Annotated in this window: 10 protein-coding genes and 2 pseudogenes; 3 read left to right on the top strand and 9 right to left on the bottom strand. The window is 37.0% G+C overall.

Annotated elements, in window-relative coordinates; genetic code table 11:
* Nucleotides 1–111: 111 nt before the first annotated feature.
* Nucleotides 112–1,323: a helix-turn-helix domain-containing protein gene (locus tag ACIFOT_RS13060; protein ID WP_430065104.1), complete on the top strand. Its 1,212-nt coding sequence runs from the start codon at nucleotides 112–114 to the stop codon at nucleotides 1,321–1,323.
* A 155-nt stretch (nucleotides 1,324–1,478) separates the two neighbouring features.
* On the opposite strand, the gene ACIFOT_RS13065 is transcribed toward ACIFOT_RS13060, so the two are convergent.
* Nucleotides 1,479–2,279, bottom strand: a complete 801-nt coding sequence (locus ACIFOT_RS13065) for a class II aldolase/adducin family protein (RefSeq protein WP_430065106.1) — start codon at nucleotides 2,277–2,279, stop codon at nucleotides 1,479–1,481.
* Nucleotides 2,280–3,596: 1,317 nt separating this feature from the next.
* Here ACIFOT_RS13065 and ACIFOT_RS13070 point away from each other — a divergent pair.
* Entirely contained in the window at nucleotides 3,597–7,697 is a 4,101-nt protein-coding gene (locus ACIFOT_RS13070; RefSeq protein WP_430065129.1) for a S8 family serine peptidase, read from the top strand.
* Nucleotides 7,698–8,116: 419 nt separating this feature from the next.
* On the opposite strand, the pseudogene ACIFOT_RS13075 reads toward ACIFOT_RS13070, so the two are convergent.
* The 6 genes and pseudogenes from ACIFOT_RS13075 to ACIFOT_RS13100 form a co-directional block, all read right to left on the bottom strand.
* A pseudogene (locus ACIFOT_RS13075) lies at nucleotides 8,117–8,787 on the bottom strand (HAD family hydrolase).
* A gap of 502 nt (nucleotides 8,788–9,289) precedes the next feature.
* Nucleotides 9,290–10,531, bottom strand: coding sequence for an alpha/beta hydrolase domain-containing protein (locus tag ACIFOT_RS13080; RefSeq protein ID WP_430065108.1), 1,242 nt, complete (start codon nucleotides 10,529–10,531; stop codon nucleotides 9,290–9,292).
* 168 nt (nucleotides 10,532–10,699) lie between these two features.
* Nucleotides 10,700–12,502 (bottom strand): Ig-like domain-containing protein, encoded by a 1,803-nt coding sequence (locus ACIFOT_RS13085; protein ID WP_430065110.1) that lies wholly within the window; start codon nucleotides 12,500–12,502, stop codon nucleotides 10,700–10,702.
* Between the two features lie 256 nt (nucleotides 12,503–12,758).
* Nucleotides 12,759–13,106: a hypothetical protein gene (locus ACIFOT_RS13090; RefSeq protein ID WP_430065112.1), complete on the bottom strand. Its 348-nt coding sequence runs from the start codon at nucleotides 13,104–13,106 to the stop codon at nucleotides 12,759–12,761.
* A gap of 847 nt (nucleotides 13,107–13,953) precedes the next feature.
* On the bottom strand, nucleotides 13,954–14,064 hold the full coding sequence (locus ACIFOT_RS13095; RefSeq protein ID WP_430065114.1) for an anti-repressor SinI family protein: 111 nt from the start codon (nucleotides 14,062–14,064) through the stop codon (nucleotides 13,954–13,956).
* 396 nt (nucleotides 14,065–14,460) lie between these two features.
* Complete coding sequence (locus ACIFOT_RS13100; RefSeq protein ID WP_430065116.1) at nucleotides 14,461–14,694, bottom strand: DUF3953 domain-containing protein; 234 nt, start codon at nucleotides 14,692–14,694, stop codon at nucleotides 14,461–14,463.
* Between the two features lie 383 nt (nucleotides 14,695–15,077).
* Here ACIFOT_RS13100 and ACIFOT_RS13105 point away from each other — a divergent pair.
* A pseudogene (locus tag ACIFOT_RS13105) lies at nucleotides 15,078–16,314 on the top strand (IS110 family transposase).
* A gap of 591 nt (nucleotides 16,315–16,905) precedes the next feature.
* On the opposite strand, the gene ACIFOT_RS13110 reads toward ACIFOT_RS13105, so the two are convergent.
* Both ACIFOT_RS13110 and ACIFOT_RS13115 read right to left on the bottom strand, forming a co-directional pair.
* Nucleotides 16,906–17,904, bottom strand: a complete 999-nt coding sequence (locus ACIFOT_RS13110; protein ID WP_430065118.1) for a DUF3231 family protein — start codon at nucleotides 17,902–17,904, stop codon at nucleotides 16,906–16,908.
* 204 nt (nucleotides 17,905–18,108) lie between these two features.
* A complete protein-coding gene (locus ACIFOT_RS13115; RefSeq protein WP_430065120.1) occupies nucleotides 18,109–19,047 on the bottom strand; it encodes a GNAT family N-acetyltransferase in 939 nt (312 codons plus the stop codon).
* Nucleotides 19,048–19,201: the final 154 nt, after the last annotated feature.

The raw sequence follows: 19,201 nt of genomic DNA on the forward strand, positions 1-19,201 counted from the left end.
ATATTTTTTATTTTTTAAAAATTATGGTATATTTTGTAGAAAAATAGTAAAAATACTAGATTTGTTTTCAGAAAAATTAAAAAAATACAGATAAAAAGCGAGGAATTTGTAGTGGAAGATTTAGAATTTGTTAGTAAGCTAATTTTTGACACATATAAAATCCCCATCTATTACGTAGATGACAAGGGGGACTGGTTATTTGAAATCTCACATAATAGTCAGCCTAATCCGTTATATCCCTCAAAAAAGGATTTGGTAGGCAAGCTATTTTTTAAAGATGACCCCCATCCGTTTCCAGTATTTCGAACGACTGTCCTGCTTGAAACCTTTTTCTCAATCAGCCTCCGGTCTGCTGAACAATTTAACGGGAGCCTGATTGTCGGCCCTGTTCTTACCTCAAGGCTGCAGGAGGAATCGATTCGAGGGCTCATCAACGATTTGCAGCTCAAAGTAAAACAGGATGAAATGATTCAGTACTATCAATCTCTCCCTGTCATAAGCAATTTAAATTTTATCAATATGAGCATGCTCCTCTATTACATGCTTTATCAGGAAAAATTAGACTTGGTTGATATCCAGCAGAACAAGGTAAAGCTCGAGCTCGAACATCCAGAGGTCATTGTCTCTGAAAGACGACAAAATTCAAGAACTTATCGCAATCCACTGGTGGAAAGGAAAGTTTTGGAGTGCATAAAAGAAGGAAAAAAGGATGAAATCCGTAAAACTTTACGGGCATTACGCGAAACAGGGGAGAGAGGGGTTCTATCGAAAACTAGTCATTTACGAAGCAAAAAAAATATTGGTATTGGAGGGGTTGCATTAGTATCTAGAGCAGCTATAGAGGGCGGTCTATATGCTGAAATCGCTTATAACTTAAGTGAATTATTTATCCAAAACATCGAGGAAATGAATGATGCGAATGCCATAAGCCCCTTTGTCGAGAATGTGTGCCTTGAATTTGCCGAACGGGTAGAAAAAAGTAAGAAGCATAAGTATTCTAAACCAATCAATGCCTGCCTAAATTATATCTTCACCCATCTTTATGAGGATATTACCATCCCCCTTTTAGGAGAAATTGCGGGAATGAACCCAAGTTATTTGTCTGTTCTTTTCAAAAAAGAAGTTGGAATGACATTAAAAGAATATATTCAGTCTGTGAAAGTGGATGAAGCCAAGAGCCTCATGACCTATACTAGTCGTTCCCTTACAGAAATCTCCAATTTGCTAAATTTTCATGACCAAAGTCATTTTACAAAAATCTTTAAAAAATTTGCTGGTGCGACACCGAAACAATTTGTAAGAGGGTTTGTCGAACGCAATTGATGAATTATTTAACAAACATTAATTTTATGGTCTGATTTCGAAATATTGGTCACTTTTTATTTTTATCTGCACTCCCAAAACCCTTCAAAAATAGAGTAGGCACATGAAATATTCATGCGCCTCTTTTCACAATTTATTTTATTCTTGGAAACAAATTATTTTAGTAAATCAGGCTGTTCTTTCACAATCCGATCCCATAAAGGCTGGAACTTAAACCAACCTGCATCTGAATGACCAATCTGCTTGGCAGTTATCGTTGCGTGTTCATCATCAATGAGGATTGGTGTCCCAGCGGCTTCAGCCAACAATTGCGCTTGGCAGGAACGCTCCATTGTAATAAACCACCAGGCTGCTTCATCAACGGTTTGTCCGACGGTTAACAAGCCATGATTGCGCAAGATGGCGGCTTTATAATTTCCTAATGCCTTTGCGATTCGCTTCCCCTCCTCTGTTTCTTTGACCACTCCGGTAAAATCATCAAACAAGGTGTGGTCTTGATAGAATGCACATGCATCTTGGGTTATTGGATCCAATAAACGGCCTAAAGAAGACCAAGTTTTTCCATATACAGAATGAGCATGAGCGGCAGCAATCACGTCAGGACGGGCAGCGTGTACTTCAGAATGGATTGCAAATGCTGCTAAATTTAATGGGCGGTCCCCTTCTACCACTTCGCCATGATGGTTGACTAGGATAAGATCTGAAGCCTTAATCTGGCTGAAATGCATACCTAAAGGGTTCACCCAGAAGTGATCCTCAAATTTTGGGTCCCTTGCTGTGATATGACCAGCCACACCCTCATCAAACCCGAACTTGGAGAACAAGCGAAAGGCTGCTGCTAGGCGTTGTTTACGATGTTGGCGCTCCTCCTCTACAGTAGTAAACGTGTGTTTTTGAATTATTGACCGGTAAGTTTTCATGATTTCCTCCTGTTTATTGATAGCGTTTTCTCCCATTTATTATATTTTTTTTAAAAAAAGAATTATGGTATATTTTGCAGAAAAATAGTAGAAATATCGTATTTTTCATAAAAATTAGAAAATATGGATAAATTAAATTCATTTGACCAATATATTGTTCCTAATGGCCAAATGTTTTTCTTTTTTCCATATTCATTTTCTTCTAAATCCAGTGCATACCCATTCCGCTTAACATCCGCCATTGCTTGGTATCGGTGGCCAAAAATCTATTTCTGGATGCGGATTTGGGCCCTTGCATTGTGCTATTACTTACACTAATGTTGGTTTTTTCTTTTCTACTTTTTCTTCTAATTTCCGTTTTGCTAAATTTCTAAGCGTTTGGTCATATTTCACAAATGTATCTTCTAGGCCTTCTAAAAAGAAGAAAAGGCCTCCCACCAGTTCAGTAAACTGATAAAAGACCTTCTCTGATTACATGGTTTTGGTGAAAAAAGAGATCATTTTTTGCTAACTATGAGCAAAAGTATGAGCATTTATCTTTATTCCACTTAAAAACCCCTATTTAACAAGGCTTTATGATGTTTATTACATCATGCCGCTCATTCATTTTGAATCTTAATAGAAAGAAATATTTTAGAAAAAACCTTATTAAAAGCTGCTTTGACTGCTATAAGATAAACTTTTTTAAATATCCACTAAAAATTATGCGGACAAACTTGCGGACAAATTATTTCAAAGAGCGTATTTTTTACGCTCTTTAAATTGTATATAAAATAAGAAGAAACATGGAGTAAAACAATTATTGTCATTTCATGGTTTAATTAGCTTTATAAGCACAAACGAAAATGATTTTTTATACTGTTCTATATGTTTCGTGGTCAAAATGTATTCACAGAAATATGGAAGAGTAAGCTGCTCCGTCACACATATTATCGTTAGTTTGCCATTCTTCCACATTCATCATTGTTATTGTTATTGATTTGAAACTTGTGATTAATATTGCTGTATAGCTGAATGACAAGATGCCCTTCAATTGGATAAGCTGTTCTCTTTTGAAATACCCGCAACTTATAGAAACAATAAATAAGCACTGCATTTCTCCATATAGGAAATCGCAGTACTTATTTATTGTTATTACAACAACCATGCTTTTATTTCCCCAAAAAGTTAACTGGTATTTAACGATAGTTAATTATCAAGTATTATACACTATTATTATTAAAAGTTATAATATAAAAAATATTATAAATTTTTTAAAGATATAATATTTTTATTATTTTACGATAGATTAGGAGAGTTGAAATGAAGAAAAAACAAACTAGAAGAATTCTTGCAGGAGCTCTACTTGTTGGAATGACATTATCACAAGTGCAACCGTATAACGTGGTAGCACAAAATAATATTAGTTTAAAATCAACTGATACTATTAACCTACTTAATAAACTGACGCCAGCACAACGTGCAGCTCTACCGCAGTTAGAAGCATTAAACCAAGAAGGGTTACAGTTAACGAAAGATGAAAATCTTAACAGTTCTGAATCTGTATCAGTTATTGTACAGTTCAAGAACCAACCACATAAAGTTGCTGTATTGAAAGCGGCTTTAGATGGGAAAGTTTTATCTGATACTCAAGCAAAAAATAATGTTGATAATGACCATGAAGCATTTAAAAATGATTTAAAAGCTACATTTAAAACGGAAGCAGATGGGTCTTACAAAGTAAAACGCGAATTCAAAAATGCATTTAACGGAGTTGTGTTAGAGGTTTCTGCAAACAAACTAGAAGAATTAGTGAAATCTGAATCAGTTCAAGCGATTTACAGTAACTCAGTTGTAGAAGTCGAAGACCCTATCCAAGCGGATGCTACTTCAAAAGAAGCAACAGGAGAAGGGATGGCAGCAGAACGCTCTTATCTAAATGTAGATAAACTACATGAAGAAGGCTTCACAGGAAAAGGTGTAAAGGTAGCTGTATTAGATACTGGAATTGACTACAATCACCCTGATCTTAAAGCAGCATTTAAAGGCGGTTATGATTTCATTGACAATGATAATGACCCAATGGAAACAACCTATGCTGATTGGGTAAAAGCTGGTAAGCCAGGAGGAGCTTCTGCATCAGGTTCTTACGTAACAGAACATGGAACACACGTATCTGGTACGATTGCAGGACGAGGAACAGCAGATAGTCCTTATGCAACGACTGGTATCGCTCCTGATGCTGACCTTTATGTGTATCGTGTTCTTGGTCCTGGTGGTGGCGGTGAAACTGAAGGAATCGTTGCAGGGATTGAACAAGCAGTTACAGATGGCATGGACGTTATGAACCTATCATTAGGTGCTAACTATAACGATCCTTTAACACCTGAAGCAATTGCAATTAACAATGCAGTATTAAGTGGTGTAACTGCTGTCGTTGCCGCTGGTAACTCAGGGAGCGGAATGTACACAGTAGGTACTCCAGGAAATTCACCATTAGCACTAACGGTTGGTGCAAGTACTGTTCCAGGCGAAATCGTTACAATGAAATCAACTGTCGATAATCTAACTTCAGACTTACGATTAATGGCAAAAGGATATGAAGATGATGTAACCAAATTCTTAGCACCAGCTCAGCCATTCCAATTCGTATATGTTGGATTAGGTCAAGGGTCTGATTATACCGGAGCAAATACTAGAGTAGACGGAAAAATCGTTCTTGTTCAAAGAGGAACTACTACGATAAACGATAAAATTTTACAAGCGAAAAACCGAGGCGCTGCAGGTGTTATTGTATTTAATAACAATCCAACTGAAGGGCAATTACCTTTCAACTTAGGTATTGGACAAGATTTTATCCCTTCTTTCTCTATGACGAATGCAGACGGGCTTGCTTTACTGGAAAAACTAAATGCTGGTAAAAATCAAATTTCGTTTAGTGATCAAGGAAAACTATCTACTCCGGGAGATACTCTTGCGGACTTCAGTTCTCGCGGACCATCTCGTGTTACGTATGATATCAAACCTGAAATTGTTTCTCCGGGAGTAAACGTATTATCAACGGTACCAGGTTTTATTAATAGCCCAAATGATCCGACTAACTTTAAATATGCCTATCAACGTATGTCGGGTACTTCAATGGCTACTCCTTTTACATCAGGTGTTGCAGCATTAGTATTACAAGCAAAACCATATGCACAACCTGAAGATGTAAAAGCAATCTTAATGAATAATGCTGACCCATTAAGCAAGCCATACAGTGTATACGAAGTTGGAGCTGGACGCATTAATCCTTATAAGGCAATTCACTCTAATTTTGAAATTATGGTAGACGAAAAAGCACCTACAATCGTAGATGAAGAGCAAAAATTAATAAACGAAAAAACAGGTGCATTAAGTTTTGGAAACAAAACGTATAACGGCGAAGATTTATCAGTTACCCGTCATGTAACGTTGATTAACAATGACGAAATTCCAAAAACATTTAATGTAAGTGTTAAATTCAATACAAATTTACGCGGTTCAAAGGATGAATCTTTAAACAAAGTAACATTAACTACAAATACGAGTATCACAGTGAATAAATATTCTAAAAAGAATACACCGGTCGTGTTACAAATTCCAAAAGCAGCTGAAAAAGGAATCTACGAAGGATATGTGGTATACACGAACAAAGATAACCCTTCAGAGTCATACGAAGTTCCTTTCGGTGTTCATTATGTTGAAGCAGGTTTTGAAAACTTTATATTATGGAGACAATCAGGACCAGAAAAACTGACAATGACAAGTCAAAAATACGAACCATGGACTGGCGCTTATTTAACCCTAAAATCTCATATGAAAAATATCGATGCGGTTATCTCAGATGCAAACGGTAATGATTTAGGTTATATGGGTACATTTAATGGTACGTTAATGAATGAAGGTTCTTTATATTATGCAGCTGACTTCTACCGAGGATATTACTACCCGTTCACAAATGATCCAGACAATCCAATCGATTCCAACGTTGACAATCTTGTCGTACCAAAAGCAGGACACTACAAAATGAAATTAATTGGAACAGACGACAACGGAAAAACGTATGAAACAACACAAGACTTCTTTGTTGATGGAACAAAACCAAAATGGGATATGCACATAGAAGGTGAAATTCCAGGTAAACAAATCGTTGAATACAAAGATGGACAAACTCTTCTTGGTTTAACAGCTAATATTACAGATGACAACGTTGCGCTAAAACAAGCAATCGGAATCAATGCTGATCAAACGCAAAACGAAATTTATTACAGCTACAACTCTTTCTTACCAAATGGCAATTTAACACTAGACAAAGATGGTAATGCAAAAGATGAAATTGCGATGATTCCTCAGGCAACAGTTACAGATTTTAAAGTCGAAGGAATCGATGAAGCATCAAATGGTTATATGCAAAAACAATACTATTTTGTAAATGAACATACGCCATATGTACATGTTCAGCCAAACTTCCCGACAACACACAATCGCATGAATCTAGAAGCAGGCAAAACGTACACTATGACAATAACGGCTAATAACGTTAGTAAGTTAATGAAAGCCAACTACAAGTTCCAAGATACAGTAGCAACTAAAATTACAAACATTGCGTTAAATCCAGAAGCACAAAAACTTGGCGGTACGCTAGATGTTAAACAAACAACAGTAGGAACTTCAACTTCATCAGATGTTACAGTAAGCTTTAATGGTGCTGTAGATGGAGATATTCAGATGGTTGATTTAACGGTTCAAGTTCCAACAGGAGTATCACCATTTAGTTTAGTAGGATTTGATCTAAACAGAGTAAAATCGACTTTTACAAATGTAGATAATGTATCAACTAAACCATTTACAGATTTACCATCAATCGTGGTTTTAGCAGACCAAACAGGAGTAAAGGGTTTCGTACAAGCACAAGGATTGTTAAATGCACAAGGTGGTAAAGACTTTACAAGAGATTTCTCGAAAATCTCTCCAATTGTAACGGTTACTGACAGTAAAGGTAAAGAGGTTAAAACGGAAGTAGTCACTAAAGGTGGACAGTTTACGATTGTTGGAATTGACCCATCCAAAGATGATTACCTAATCAAACAAGATATTCCAGGACATTTCAATACGTATAAAAAGTTCAATACTTATACTGAATTTGACGGAAAAATTTCTGGAAGCTTTGTTAATAATGTAGGTTCAGCAAAAATTCCATTAGCAACTGCTGGTGATGTAAACAAGGACGACGTAATCGATATTAATGATGCTCTAGCCATCCAATCCGCTTGGGGAACAAATAACCGCAATGCAGATATCAACTTCGATGGTACTGTTGACGCAAAGGACTTTGCGTTCGTTGAAAAGAATTTCTTAATGCAGAATCCTTGGGTTCCAGCACCACCAAAGCCAACTGAAAAATACAAAGGTAAGACGTTAGAAAGTATTAAAACAGAATTAGCAGATAAATAATAAGTTAAAATTGTAGCCTGAACATCAGCGCCTTTTCAGCGTCTGTTGATCAGGCTACTTCATTTTTATTAAAAAATAAGCAAATATTAACAACACAAAAAACCACTCCCTAATTTTTATAGGAAGTGGTTATTGCTATTCATATAAATTAATTCCGTGACTGCTTCACAGAATGGGGGAATTACATCATTCCACCCATTCAACAATATATAAAATAGAAGAAAATGAAATATAAAAATGCGCTGTATATCAACAATTTTAGAGTTTAAATTTAAATAAGCTTATATAGTTTAGAAAAATTTTGCGGACAAATATGCGGACAAAAGCAAAAGCCTTCTCCCTAGAGAGGGCTTTGCTTATTTAACAATTAGCACCCCGTTAGCTTAAGTACAATTTTTCACAATCTTACCTTAAGAATATTATTTTACTTTGTTCGTCATTAAAATATCTCTTCTCTGGACAACGCTACGAACAATATGAGTAGGATTAGATTGACTAATTTCTTCAATAGAACCGTATCCATAAGTTACTCCAATTGAATCAATACCAACGTTTTTTGCACCAATAATATCGTGCTTACGATCTCCCACCATAATAAAGTTATCAAGCATATAATCTTTAAACTTTTCAAGTATGTATTGGATAATTTCAGTTTTAGATGTTCTCGTACCATCAAGATTACTTCCAACAACGAGATCAAAATAATGATCAATATTAAAATATTTAAGAATTTGTTCTGAAAATACTGTAGGTTTGGAAGTTGCTACGATTAAGGTATATTCTTGTTCTTTTAATGATTTTAAAAGTGGTGGTATATTGGGATATAATTCATTTTCGAACATACCCTTTTGCTTAAATCGTTCTCTATAAAAATCAATTGCTTTTTGTGATTTTTCCTCACTAAAACCGTAATATTCAGCAAAGCAAATGAAACCTGAAGTGGTGGTCCAATAAAACATTCAAGTTTATCAAGATTAGTTTCAACAATGCCTAATTTCTCTAAAGCATATTGAACCGATTTAGTTATACCTACTTTCGGGTCCGAAAGTGTGCCGTCTAAATCAAATAAAATTATTTTGTATTTCCTCATATAAATTACCTCCTGAATCATTAAAAGCAAACCTCATTGTATCATAGAAATTTTAAAACAATTCAAAATAAATAAACCACTTACTGAACAAATCTGCTCCGTCATTGCAATAAAAAAAGCCACCAATATGGCAGCTGGATCCTCAACTCTAGCACCCGTTTGCTCTAATACAGTAAAATAAAGATGGAAGAGCGACTTAGTTCTTTATATCAAGAGACTCCATTTTCGTGTTTAGCTCTTTGACTCAAAGGCGGATAGACGTGCCTCTAGTTTTGCTAAATTCGCATGAAGTTGATCATTTTCAGCCATGAGTTTTTCGTTTTTCTCGTTTAAACCTTTAATAGCAGCCAAGGCTACACCGTGCAAATCTGTGCTTGAAATATTAGTCTCATCATCTAGGTTCGGAAACGAATTTAAGATGATTTATTTAAAAATACATTCCAATATATTGTAATAATTGAATACTGGCTTGGCGGTAGGATTTTTAAGGAACGCACTCTTGTTAGGATTTAGGAATAATGTCTACGAAGTTTTCGTAGTGGTCAAGGTATGTTTCAGTGTAAGTTAAAGGTGGGAACAGCGTGGCACGACGAAACATCTTCTCCGCTTCTTCTTTAAGAATATATCCGGCATCTAAATAATCCGTAAGCTTTTCACGAAACGCGTTCAAATATTCATTGTGGGTATTGAAGCCCAAACTCTGAATGGTTTTCACATTTTCATAGGTGCCTAATAGATTACCAATACCAACATTAACAATATAGTGCGCCTCGCCGAGCTCGACAAATGGCAGACGCGGAACCCGATGCCCGCTTGCATTTACAGAAATGGCATTACCATTCCCATCTTTAACAAGGGTGCCGTCAACGGCTGCTAATAAATGGTGGCTCAAAGGTGGTCCTATGCCTATACGCACCCAATTGTCCCCTTGAAGAAAGTGTGTGCGCAGCTCAGAAGAATAGCTAGCTGGCGTTTTTCTATTTGAAGGTGTAAGCGACGCAAATACTAAGTGATCTGGGATGTGAGGGGAACCTGCAATAGCATATAAACGATATTGATTCATCGCGATACTACGATCCACGAATTCTGAAGAGGCCCCCTCGAATTCAGAAGTGACAACAATTACCTTGCCATCAAAGAGTCCACCCGATATTGCTGCTTGTGGATCATGTCCAGATGCAATGAATGGAAGTGCAAAATCAAAAACCCCTTTAGCATGTTCATCGGCAATTAAACGGAGAACAGGGTGAGAGGAATCCGAGAAACCAGTAATATACCGTTGTTCAATGTCTCCTAGAATTCGTCTTGCAATTGGATCTATTTTCAGAGCCTTGGCAAATTCCGAAATAATCTCGTCGTCAGTTTGACCATCTCCTTCATTGAAACCACCATTGATGAATACTCCGGGCACATTAGGATCAAGGATTCTGCCATTTCGACCGCCAATGGTCGTTGTACTCCAGCCGACACCTGCATGTGAAAATCCACGAGAGAATAAAAACTCCTCCCCCAAATAGAACACTCGTGAACCAAGTGCAGTATTGAAATGCGGGGGTTCTACCAGGACAGTCTGATTTCCTTGTTCGGGATATACAGGGGCAGTAATCCGATAGGGCACACGAAATGTATCCTTATTCTTAGAGGTATGTCCCGAAAAAATTCCATCATATTGCATGTACTCAATACCTCCAAAACCACCAATCCGTCTCTCGCTCGGCTCCTCTAATCTAGTTTGATTTCCCATATTTTTTCATCCTTTCTTCTTTTATGTTTTGTAGAACAGTATATTACTTTTATAAAAAATATTAATAGATTACATGCAGCTAAGGTCAACACAGCTTATAACGCAAAGAAAAAGGATAGATAAAACCGAAATATTTGCCTTATCTATCCTTTTGGTACAAAACGCCTTTTACCAGAAAATCCATTCCGTCGAGAATGTCCAAATCAGCGGGGTAGCAAGTGGTTTGCCTGAAGTATCTGTAACGGCATTCCCAGGCACAAATACGTCATAGAAAGGGTACCCGCTGTTCATGAAAGTCGGGTGCGGAATCAATAGCTCATTGCCGTTTACGCTTCCCCCTACATAAATAATGGATCCATTAAAGTGATCATGTATATATATATCTTGTATCCCAGATCCCGCAAGGATTGGCTCATTAAACGTTACCTTTATCGGCACGTCTAAAGCGACATTCATAGCGCCGTGTGCAGGTTCGATCGATACCACTGCCAGGCCCGTATCACTAAAAGACACTGGTAATGGGGTAACGGGGCTCTCCGTTTTGCCGTCTGCCTCTGTGGTAGCCGTTACATACACGGTCTGCAGGGATGCCGAGTTATTGAACGATAGCCAGAATGAACCGGTTACTGTGAGTAATGTGCCTAGAACGGTATCCTTGGCAGCGCTGCTGTAAATTCTGACGGTGGTTCCCCATGGATCAGCTACAACAGCTCCATATGCTCCATACACCTGGGCATATTCCGGAACAGTGTTGTGAAAGCTGAGTAGATCTGCGACAGGTGCGGCTGTTTGCGGCGGGGGCGCCATTGTCGTGAACGACCACTCAATTGCGCTTGCGTTAGCGTTGCCCGCCGCATCCATGACTGCTTGAGCAGGTATATTCACCTTGTAGGTCTTGTTGTATTCGAAAGGCGCGTGGACAATAGACATAGCTCTGTCGTTTGAGAGGGATATGCTTGCCTGGACGTTTCCGACCGGGATATTCGTCGCGTCTTCTTTAATCATTACACTTCCAAGGGCCGGACCGGGAAACAGCGACTCGTTGAAATGTTGGACCACCTGTGCATACACATCGACATTCGTTGCGCCGTTAGCCGGATATTGCAGTTGCGGTAAGTAGGCAGGTGGTGCAATATCTGCGATGGTCGTGAACGACCACGTGATCGGGCTTGAGTTGCCGTTTCCGGCCGCATCCTTGACCGTTTGAGCAGGCACAACCACCGTGTAAGTTTTGTTGTTCTCAAAAGGCGCGTGGGCAATCGTCAGCTCGCTGCCGGATACGCTTGCCTGGACGCTTCCGACCGGGATATTATTTGCGTCTTTAATTGTTACACTTTGCAGGGCCGTACCCGTAAGAATATGTTCGTTGAAGGTTACCTTCACCTGATTGTCAACCGAGATATTCGTTGCGCCATCAGCCGGTGTGTTGGATACTTTGGTCGGCGGTACACTATCGAGTGGCGCCCATCCCCAGGCGATGATTGGGCTGGTTGGGGGACCTACTTTTTTCCAATCCTCAGGCTTATCTGTGTCGGTTACCGATTTACGCTCGAAGGCTTCATTATCATTGAGAAAACCTACAATTTGGAATGGTGTATTCCCGGAGTACTTAGAAGTACTTGAACTATTGAAAATTAACTCATCTACTTGTGTGTTATTAGGCTTCAACAAAATGATTTTTTCTCTATCACGCCCCAAAAGACCCAATGAAGATTGCAGTACTGGAATATTTGCCGGAACACCGGTAATCCCTGAACCATCTGTCTTCTTAACAATCAATAGAGATTTGGCCTTAATCACGGTACTACTGGGAAATGTCCATGTTGTCCCCAATTTGGATAAACTTTCGTATTCTCTTATTTTCCAGCCACTTAAATTTTTATCAGTGTTCGCTACGTTGGCTAAAGTTATCCATTGGCCATAAATACCGACATGGTATTTTACAATTAGTACATCTTGAGAAATCGCCATATATTTCATCTCCTATTTTTGGAATTCAATATATAAGTTGAACTTCAAATTATCCGGTAACTCTATCTCAGCATAAAGTTATATAAAATACATGAACCGGTTACTGGATTGGATAAGGCATCGTAGCATCCCATGGATCCAACGGTTCTGGAAAAATACTTCCAAGTATACACGTGAAAACAATTCCGGTTTTTCCGGTCTGTATCCATCAACTACTATTTTTACGGGATGACCAATGGATTCCAACATGAATCTATCAGAACCATAACATCATCACATCACCTATTTGCAGTTGCAAAATTCGCAAAGCGCTAGAAATCAATTCCAACCGATACGGGTCTTTGGTATATCGAATATTGCGTTGAACCCACCGAAATAATGTATTGATTTCTTCTAGGTAAGATTTAGCAGATACTGAGGCTCTTAAAATAATGTCAATGGCTGCCTGTCGCACATAGAAGTCGTGTGAACCGTGCTTGATTAGCTTTGCAATTCGCTCTACGGTTCTTTTTGTACCTGCGATGCCGTTTGGAAGCCATTCATGGGTAATTCTAGGTCTGGTCAGCGGTGCTGGAAGATAACGCATGCGATTTTGAGTCATCATGGAATATATCCCCCCCTTTGTCGGCAATGGTTATTATTACACCTCCTTGGTCGGTATGTTGTTTTAGCTGCGGATAGCATCACCTTCTAATTTTGCTAACTGGGGGCTCGCCGCCTCAAACAAGCACTTTATATTTATGCATCTTATGAAGTGTTTAATGTATTACTGATTTTCAATAGGTATTAACTTTTACTTCATTTTCTCTAAAATTACTCTTAATACCCCTTTATCTTTAAATAGGGATAGTTTTTTTCGAATCACTTTTCGCTTTCTTCCACTTTTTCCTTCGTCTTTTTCCTCTAATTCTTACACAACCAGTTTGGAAGTAATTCTGTACTGATAGACTTGATTTACTAGTAAGAAAGGCAATAAAAAAGGGATTGCCACAGCCATCCCACTCTTCAACTCTTGCACCCGTTAGCCATCCATGAACCGCAAAAATCGGCGCTTCACCATAAAGAATGAAAATGGTTAAGGACTGTCAATATTGATACTGGCCTTAATCCAGTCACGCCCCCCTCTTTTTATTGCCGATTGAGCACTGTCTTCTTAAGTATTGCCTTTTTCATGTCTAAAGGAAACTTTTTTCATGGTAGTTGAACAAGAAGGATAGGTAAAACCGACCTTAATAATGCTTACGGGATTTTTTGTTTGTTCTAATGGTAATGTACGCTGATAGATTCAAAGCGTCATACGTGGGGCATACCCGCGTATGGGTAATATGAAATCTTTAGCTGACTTTTCCATAACTCTACTTTTTTCTTTCTTTCGGCAAGGTCCCTATTGTTCCTAGCGTTAGCGGCCATTTTCAAAAAAAAAAAAAAAGACCGTATATGGTCTTTCCAATTTATTTGTTAAGAAAATCTATAATTTCATCCACTGATATTCCTAATTCTAAGGCTTCTTGAATAAGTTCAATCCATTCAACATCCAGTTCTTCATCAGTTAAACCGGCCATATGAAGCCTCCCCCTGAGCTTTGTGTCCCAATCTACCGAAAGAATTACCTTTATCTATTTTGGATAAAAACCTCCTAAATCGATAGTATTATGATTTTTCATAAATTTCAATATATTAGGGATAAAAGTAACATACCAATTGGTTGTCTTATATTAACTAAAAGTTAATTTACTTTTAGGCGCTTTTAACAACATAGGGGTAAAAATTATTTCGTGGAAGTTATTCCTAATTGATCAATTTAAAATGCTGAAAGGGGATTGTTTTGTTAAATGATGGTAGGGGCAAGGTATTTCATTGACCAGGGTAAGACAAAGGAATTTAAGGGGCTTCCGTTTGGTACAGCCCCTTTTTGTGGAGGGGAAAGGTCCCGGTACTTGTTAAGCAATAGCTACTCGTTAGCGAAATAGAATATTCTGAATCGCATCATAAAATAGTAATACTGAAACAAGAATGTAAATAATGCCGACTTTTTTTCGATTTTGCCGTAATTCAGAAATACTCCAAAGCACAATTACTATTCCTAAAAAAAACATCTCATAGGGAAGTGCATTAGAATTAGGTGTGATGATACCGTAAATTCCTATTGCAACTACCATTATTGAAAGGATTATTCTTATAATTTTTAACATTCATCTCACCCTTACTTAGCTAACTATTTTCTTTATTATGAACAAGCGTATTCTACTATAGCCATCATTTTTTTCATACTGAAATTCATTCCTTTATTTCATTCTCCTTGTTCAATTAAACTGCCCCGTTCGTATTATAAGGTCAGCCAGAAAATATTTCTGGTTGACCATTTTTTATTTGGCCTTATTATAGCAGTAGCCAGGGTAGAACGTAACTGCCCGTGGGGCCTTCGACCCCGTCAACTAAACGGTTCGCCCCCTACTTGTAGAAACATGATTGAGGCTGGTTGGGACCTAGATATCGTATAACAAGCGAAGTTGTGACACTGCATGGAGGAATTAGGGGTACTGGCAAATTACTAGTTTAGGAGGTGGAAATAGAAATGAATCCAGTCATTGGTCTGGATGTTTCAAAAGGGGAAAGTCAAGTTCAGGCATTTTTAGATAAAGGCAAACCATATCGTAAGAGTTTTAAAGTTTCTCATACTATTGAAGGTCTTGAGTTACTTGTAGAGTTTCTGGAGGTCATAAAGAGAGAAACAGGTAAGAAACCACCTATCGTCCTAGAAGCAACAGGACATTATCATTCCTCTGTTGTTCAATACTTGGAGGACCGTGGCTATTTATTGATCATCATTAATCCATTGATTTCTTATAAAGCTAAAAGTTCAAGTCTTTGAAAAGTAAAGACAGATGCGGTCGATGCTTACCATCTCTGCGAGCTTTTTAATAAAGAGGATCTTGAGCCATATAAAAAGCGAGGAATTCAATTTTTAAACCTTCGAAATCTTACCAGACAGCACGAGAATATAACTGGTGTATTAATCCAATCAAAGCTACAATTCCAAGCCATTCTGGACCAGGTCATTCCTGAATATAGAGGGGTTTTTGGCGACTTATATTCAGTAGTATCACTGTTAACTCTTTCAGAGTTTCCCTCATGTGAAGATATATTAGAATCAAGTGTTGAAACCATAGCTGACAAAATCGCTCAATTATGTAAAAGACGTTCAACAGATGGGCAAATGAAAAAGCTATTCAACTCAAAGCTGCCGCAGACCGAAATCCGTTTGAAAAGACTTTGCATCAGAGTCATATTTTGAGTCTTGGTATGTATATAAACATCATTCTTCAATAAAAAGAGCACCTATCCAAGTTAGAGTCTGAGATAGATGCCCTCGCTAAAGAAGTTGAAGAATATAATATTATCAAATCTATCTCTGGTATCGGAGAAAAGATCGCTGCAACGATTATTTCAGAAATTGGAGAGATAGATTGATTTACTGATCCTAAAAAGCTGGTAGCTTTCGCTGGAGTCGATTCCAAGTGTATTCGAATCTGGTAAGTTTACAGCCACAAAGAATCGAATCACAAAACTAGGGTCAAGTAGGCTTCGTCACGCCTTATATATGGCTGTTCGTTGTGCGATTCGTGATTGCCGTAAAAAGAAAACAACGGATGAAATCATCCCTCGCAACAAGAAAATGCGAGAGTTTTACGACAAGAAACGTGGCGAAGGAAAGCCCTTTAAAGTAGCTGTGATTGCATGTGTAAATAAACTTTTACATTTGGATATTTGCCCTTTTAAAAAACAGAACCACTTTCCAAGATATAGCTTAGAACCAAAAATAAACTAAATAACACAAAACCTTCCAAAACCAGACTAATGGGAGGTTATTTGGTATGCACATTTTTAGTATAGCATGAGATATTTTAAGTTTTTATTGAAAAATATTGACAAACTATTAGCTGGTTTAGTTAAATAACGAGATTGAAATAGGACTGCAATTTATTTTTATTCACCCGATGAACAGTCGAATAATAAAATGAGAAAAAGGTTGGTGATAAACTGTGATCGGAGCCTTATTTCTTATTATAATAGGAATTATGTTTTTTCTGCTTGGGTGGTATCTTTGGGACCACATTGATACATCAGAATTAGTTCTGGATTCTTGGCTTTGGGTTGTTCTGATTTCTTGGATTCTTAGTTTTTTAATGGTGATATTGGGTATTGCCTCATTGTTTAATCATGCAATCGCGGATTCAATTTTTGACTCAATACTTCACTCCTTAACTGCCAATAAGGTTCAAATGGGAGCTAAATGAGATGGATTTTTATCTTTCTTGTTCTACTAAATGCCCAGTTAGCACAATAAAAAAGCCACCAATATGGCAGCTCCAATCTTCACCTCTTGCACCAGTTAGTTGAATTTAGTTATTTAAGATTTTCCTGTCATCAGCATAAGGGGGCTGCTCCATCCAGTGCTTTTTAATAATTAATTTTCCGAAGTTACTATAAACGAGTAAATCATCTATAATAGCTTTTTCACATTGTATTGCAATATCTGCTCTCATACTATAAATCGCCGCAGAACCGTAATAAGATATCGCTGCAGCAAATAAAAAGCCTGAATGAAACAGCATAAGTTTTTCAGAAAATGGTGCAACATTTGAATTTGTTATTTCTGAGTCAAATGAACGAGGTAAATGAAGGTCTTCTTTCAGCAATAACGTTGTAAATATCCCAATATGTTTATTGGCTGCATTAATACATTTTTCTAAAAACCTAGTGATTGCTTTATCTTTACATACTTGTTTAAAGGCAATAATACATCCTTTTGTGACCATGCTTTTTTCTAAATTAAAATAGATATTGCCACATTCAATAGCATTCATAGTTCTTTTGCTGCCTATCAAATCAGTAACATAATCAAGGTTCTTGATAAAATGAATTTTATCTGGTGTTGAATAATATGGCGGTTTATCGAGAAGTTTTTTTGCAATAAGTACCGCAATTGATTGGTTATATAAATCCATCGTGTCTAGATTACATTGGTAATAAAAATCTCTAATGTCTTGACGAATCGAAAGGGTAAATGCCAGGCTGTATGACTGGCTCCCATGCATAGTCATAGCGTGAATATAATTTAAGCAAAAAAGATCCGTAAATAATGGGGGTGCATCCAAATTAACATCTTCTTCATTAAACCCTTTAGGAACAGGAAAATTTTCTTGAAGAAACAGCTCTTTCAGTTTGTTTATATGTTTCTCACAAAGTCCATATGCAGTTTTGAATACTTTATGTATCTCTGGATCTTGAATGGTGATTAACATGTACTTGATTACACAAAGTCCCATTGTCTCACGTAAATAATGGGTCCAAATATTTGATATCTCTGATGAGGTTAATCTTTCGTTATTTTGATTCATTTTTTCACCCATAATGTTGGAATATATTTTTATTGTAATCTATTTTCTAAAACATTATGTGATATAATTTCCTGTTTTCCAAAATGTATTAACATTTAACTACCTTGTTCAACTTCTTTAGTTAAATAAGAAAAATGCTTTACCACTAAATAAAGTAAAGCACCCTTTAGTACAATAAAAAAGAGAGTTGCCCCATTCACAAATTCAACTCCAATCAAGTCCTTTTGTTAGGATTAATTTTCCTGGTTGTTGAACAAATCCCAGTTTTTTATTAACAGATAACATCGGGTAGTTAGTGGATAAGTTATTCGTTCGCATGCGAATGTATCCCAATGGAATGGATTTAGAAATGGCATGTAATTTTAATGCTTTTGCTAAGCCCTTTCCTCGCATTTCTGATATAGTTCCTGTGAAAAAATTATAAATCTCGTTTTCATTTCTATTAAACATAACTGTCATCCCTATCCACCGATTGTTGGTGACAGCAAGAATTATATTTTCTGGATAGAATGTTTTTAACAAAGAAGCCGCCATATCCGTCCCCATTTCTGTCCCATTGCAATCTGGAGTATCCTTTTGTAACGATATAAAAAAATTGCATAGACGTTCAAAGTTTTCATCGCCTGGATAATCCATCATGGTTTTGATGAAAAGACCATTTTTCTCGTGTTGTTTTAGCTTTTCTTCAATACTTAAATGAGATTGAGAAGTTAAATCAAGAACCGACTCAAACTGGAATTTCTTCACTACAAATCCATACTTTTCTGCCCATCTTTTTGATTCAGGATTGTTTTCATTAACGATTGTCTGTATCCCCTTAGGTTTGGCATCTATTACAGAATTCCAAAGAACCGATTCAATAATTCTGCCAAACCCTTCCCTCTGATATTGCACATCTACAAAGATTTTTTCAAAAAGGAAACCTTGAGGAATATTAGGTGTATCACTTACGACGAACCCAAAACCAATTATTCGTTTACTAAATTCAAGTACAATTCGCTTTATTATTGGAGAATGATTGTAGGCATTGTGATTGTGTTTGAAGGTCTCTAAATTTATGGGTTCATTATTAAATTGATTTATTATTTGCAAAACACACTGTGAGTCTTCCTCCATAACCATGTCACGAATTACCATTTCCATAGTCATTCCCCTGTTCTTATTAGATTAATTAATTATTATTTCTAATGGAAAAACATAAGACCGATTAATTCACTAACTTTTCTAATACCCTTTAAGGATCAATATGGATATTTCATTTATTTTACAACTTCTTATTCAACTGATATGAACGAAA

This window comes from Neobacillus sp. NRS-1170, assembly GCF_050468025.1.

Bases quoted from the DNA above. Each gene is read 5' to 3' on its own strand.
- ACIFOT_RS13065 (WP_430065106.1), bottom strand. From the start codon at position 2,279: ATGGGAGAAAACGCTATCAATAAACAGGAGGAAATCATGAAAACTTAC.
- ACIFOT_RS13070 (WP_430065129.1), top strand. From the start codon at position 3,597: ATGACATTATCACAAGTGCAACCGTATAACGTGGTAGCACAAAATAAT.
- ACIFOT_RS13080 (WP_430065108.1), bottom strand. From the start codon at position 10,531: ATGGGAAATCAAACTAGATTAGAGGAGCCGAGCGAGAGACGGATTGGT.
- ACIFOT_RS13085 (WP_430065110.1), bottom strand. From the start codon at position 12,502: ATGGCGATTTCTCAAGATGTACTAATTGTAAAATACCATGTCGGTATT.
- ACIFOT_RS13090 (WP_430065112.1), bottom strand. From the start codon at position 13,106: ATGATGACTCAAAATCGCATGCGTTATCTTCCAGCACCGCTGACCAGA.
- ACIFOT_RS13095 (WP_430065114.1), bottom strand. From the start codon at position 14,064: ATGGCCGGTTTAACTGATGAAGAACTGGATGTTGAATGGATTGAACTT.
- ACIFOT_RS13100 (WP_430065116.1), bottom strand. From the start codon at position 14,694: ATGTTAAAAATTATAAGAATAATCCTTTCAATAATGGTAGTTGCAATA.
- ACIFOT_RS13110 (WP_430065118.1), bottom strand. From the start codon at position 17,904: ATGAATCAAAATAACGAAAGATTAACCTCATCAGAGATATCAAATATT.
- ACIFOT_RS13115 (WP_430065120.1), bottom strand. From the start codon at position 19,047: ATGGAAATGGTAATTCGTGACATGGTTATGGAGGAAGACTCACAGTGT.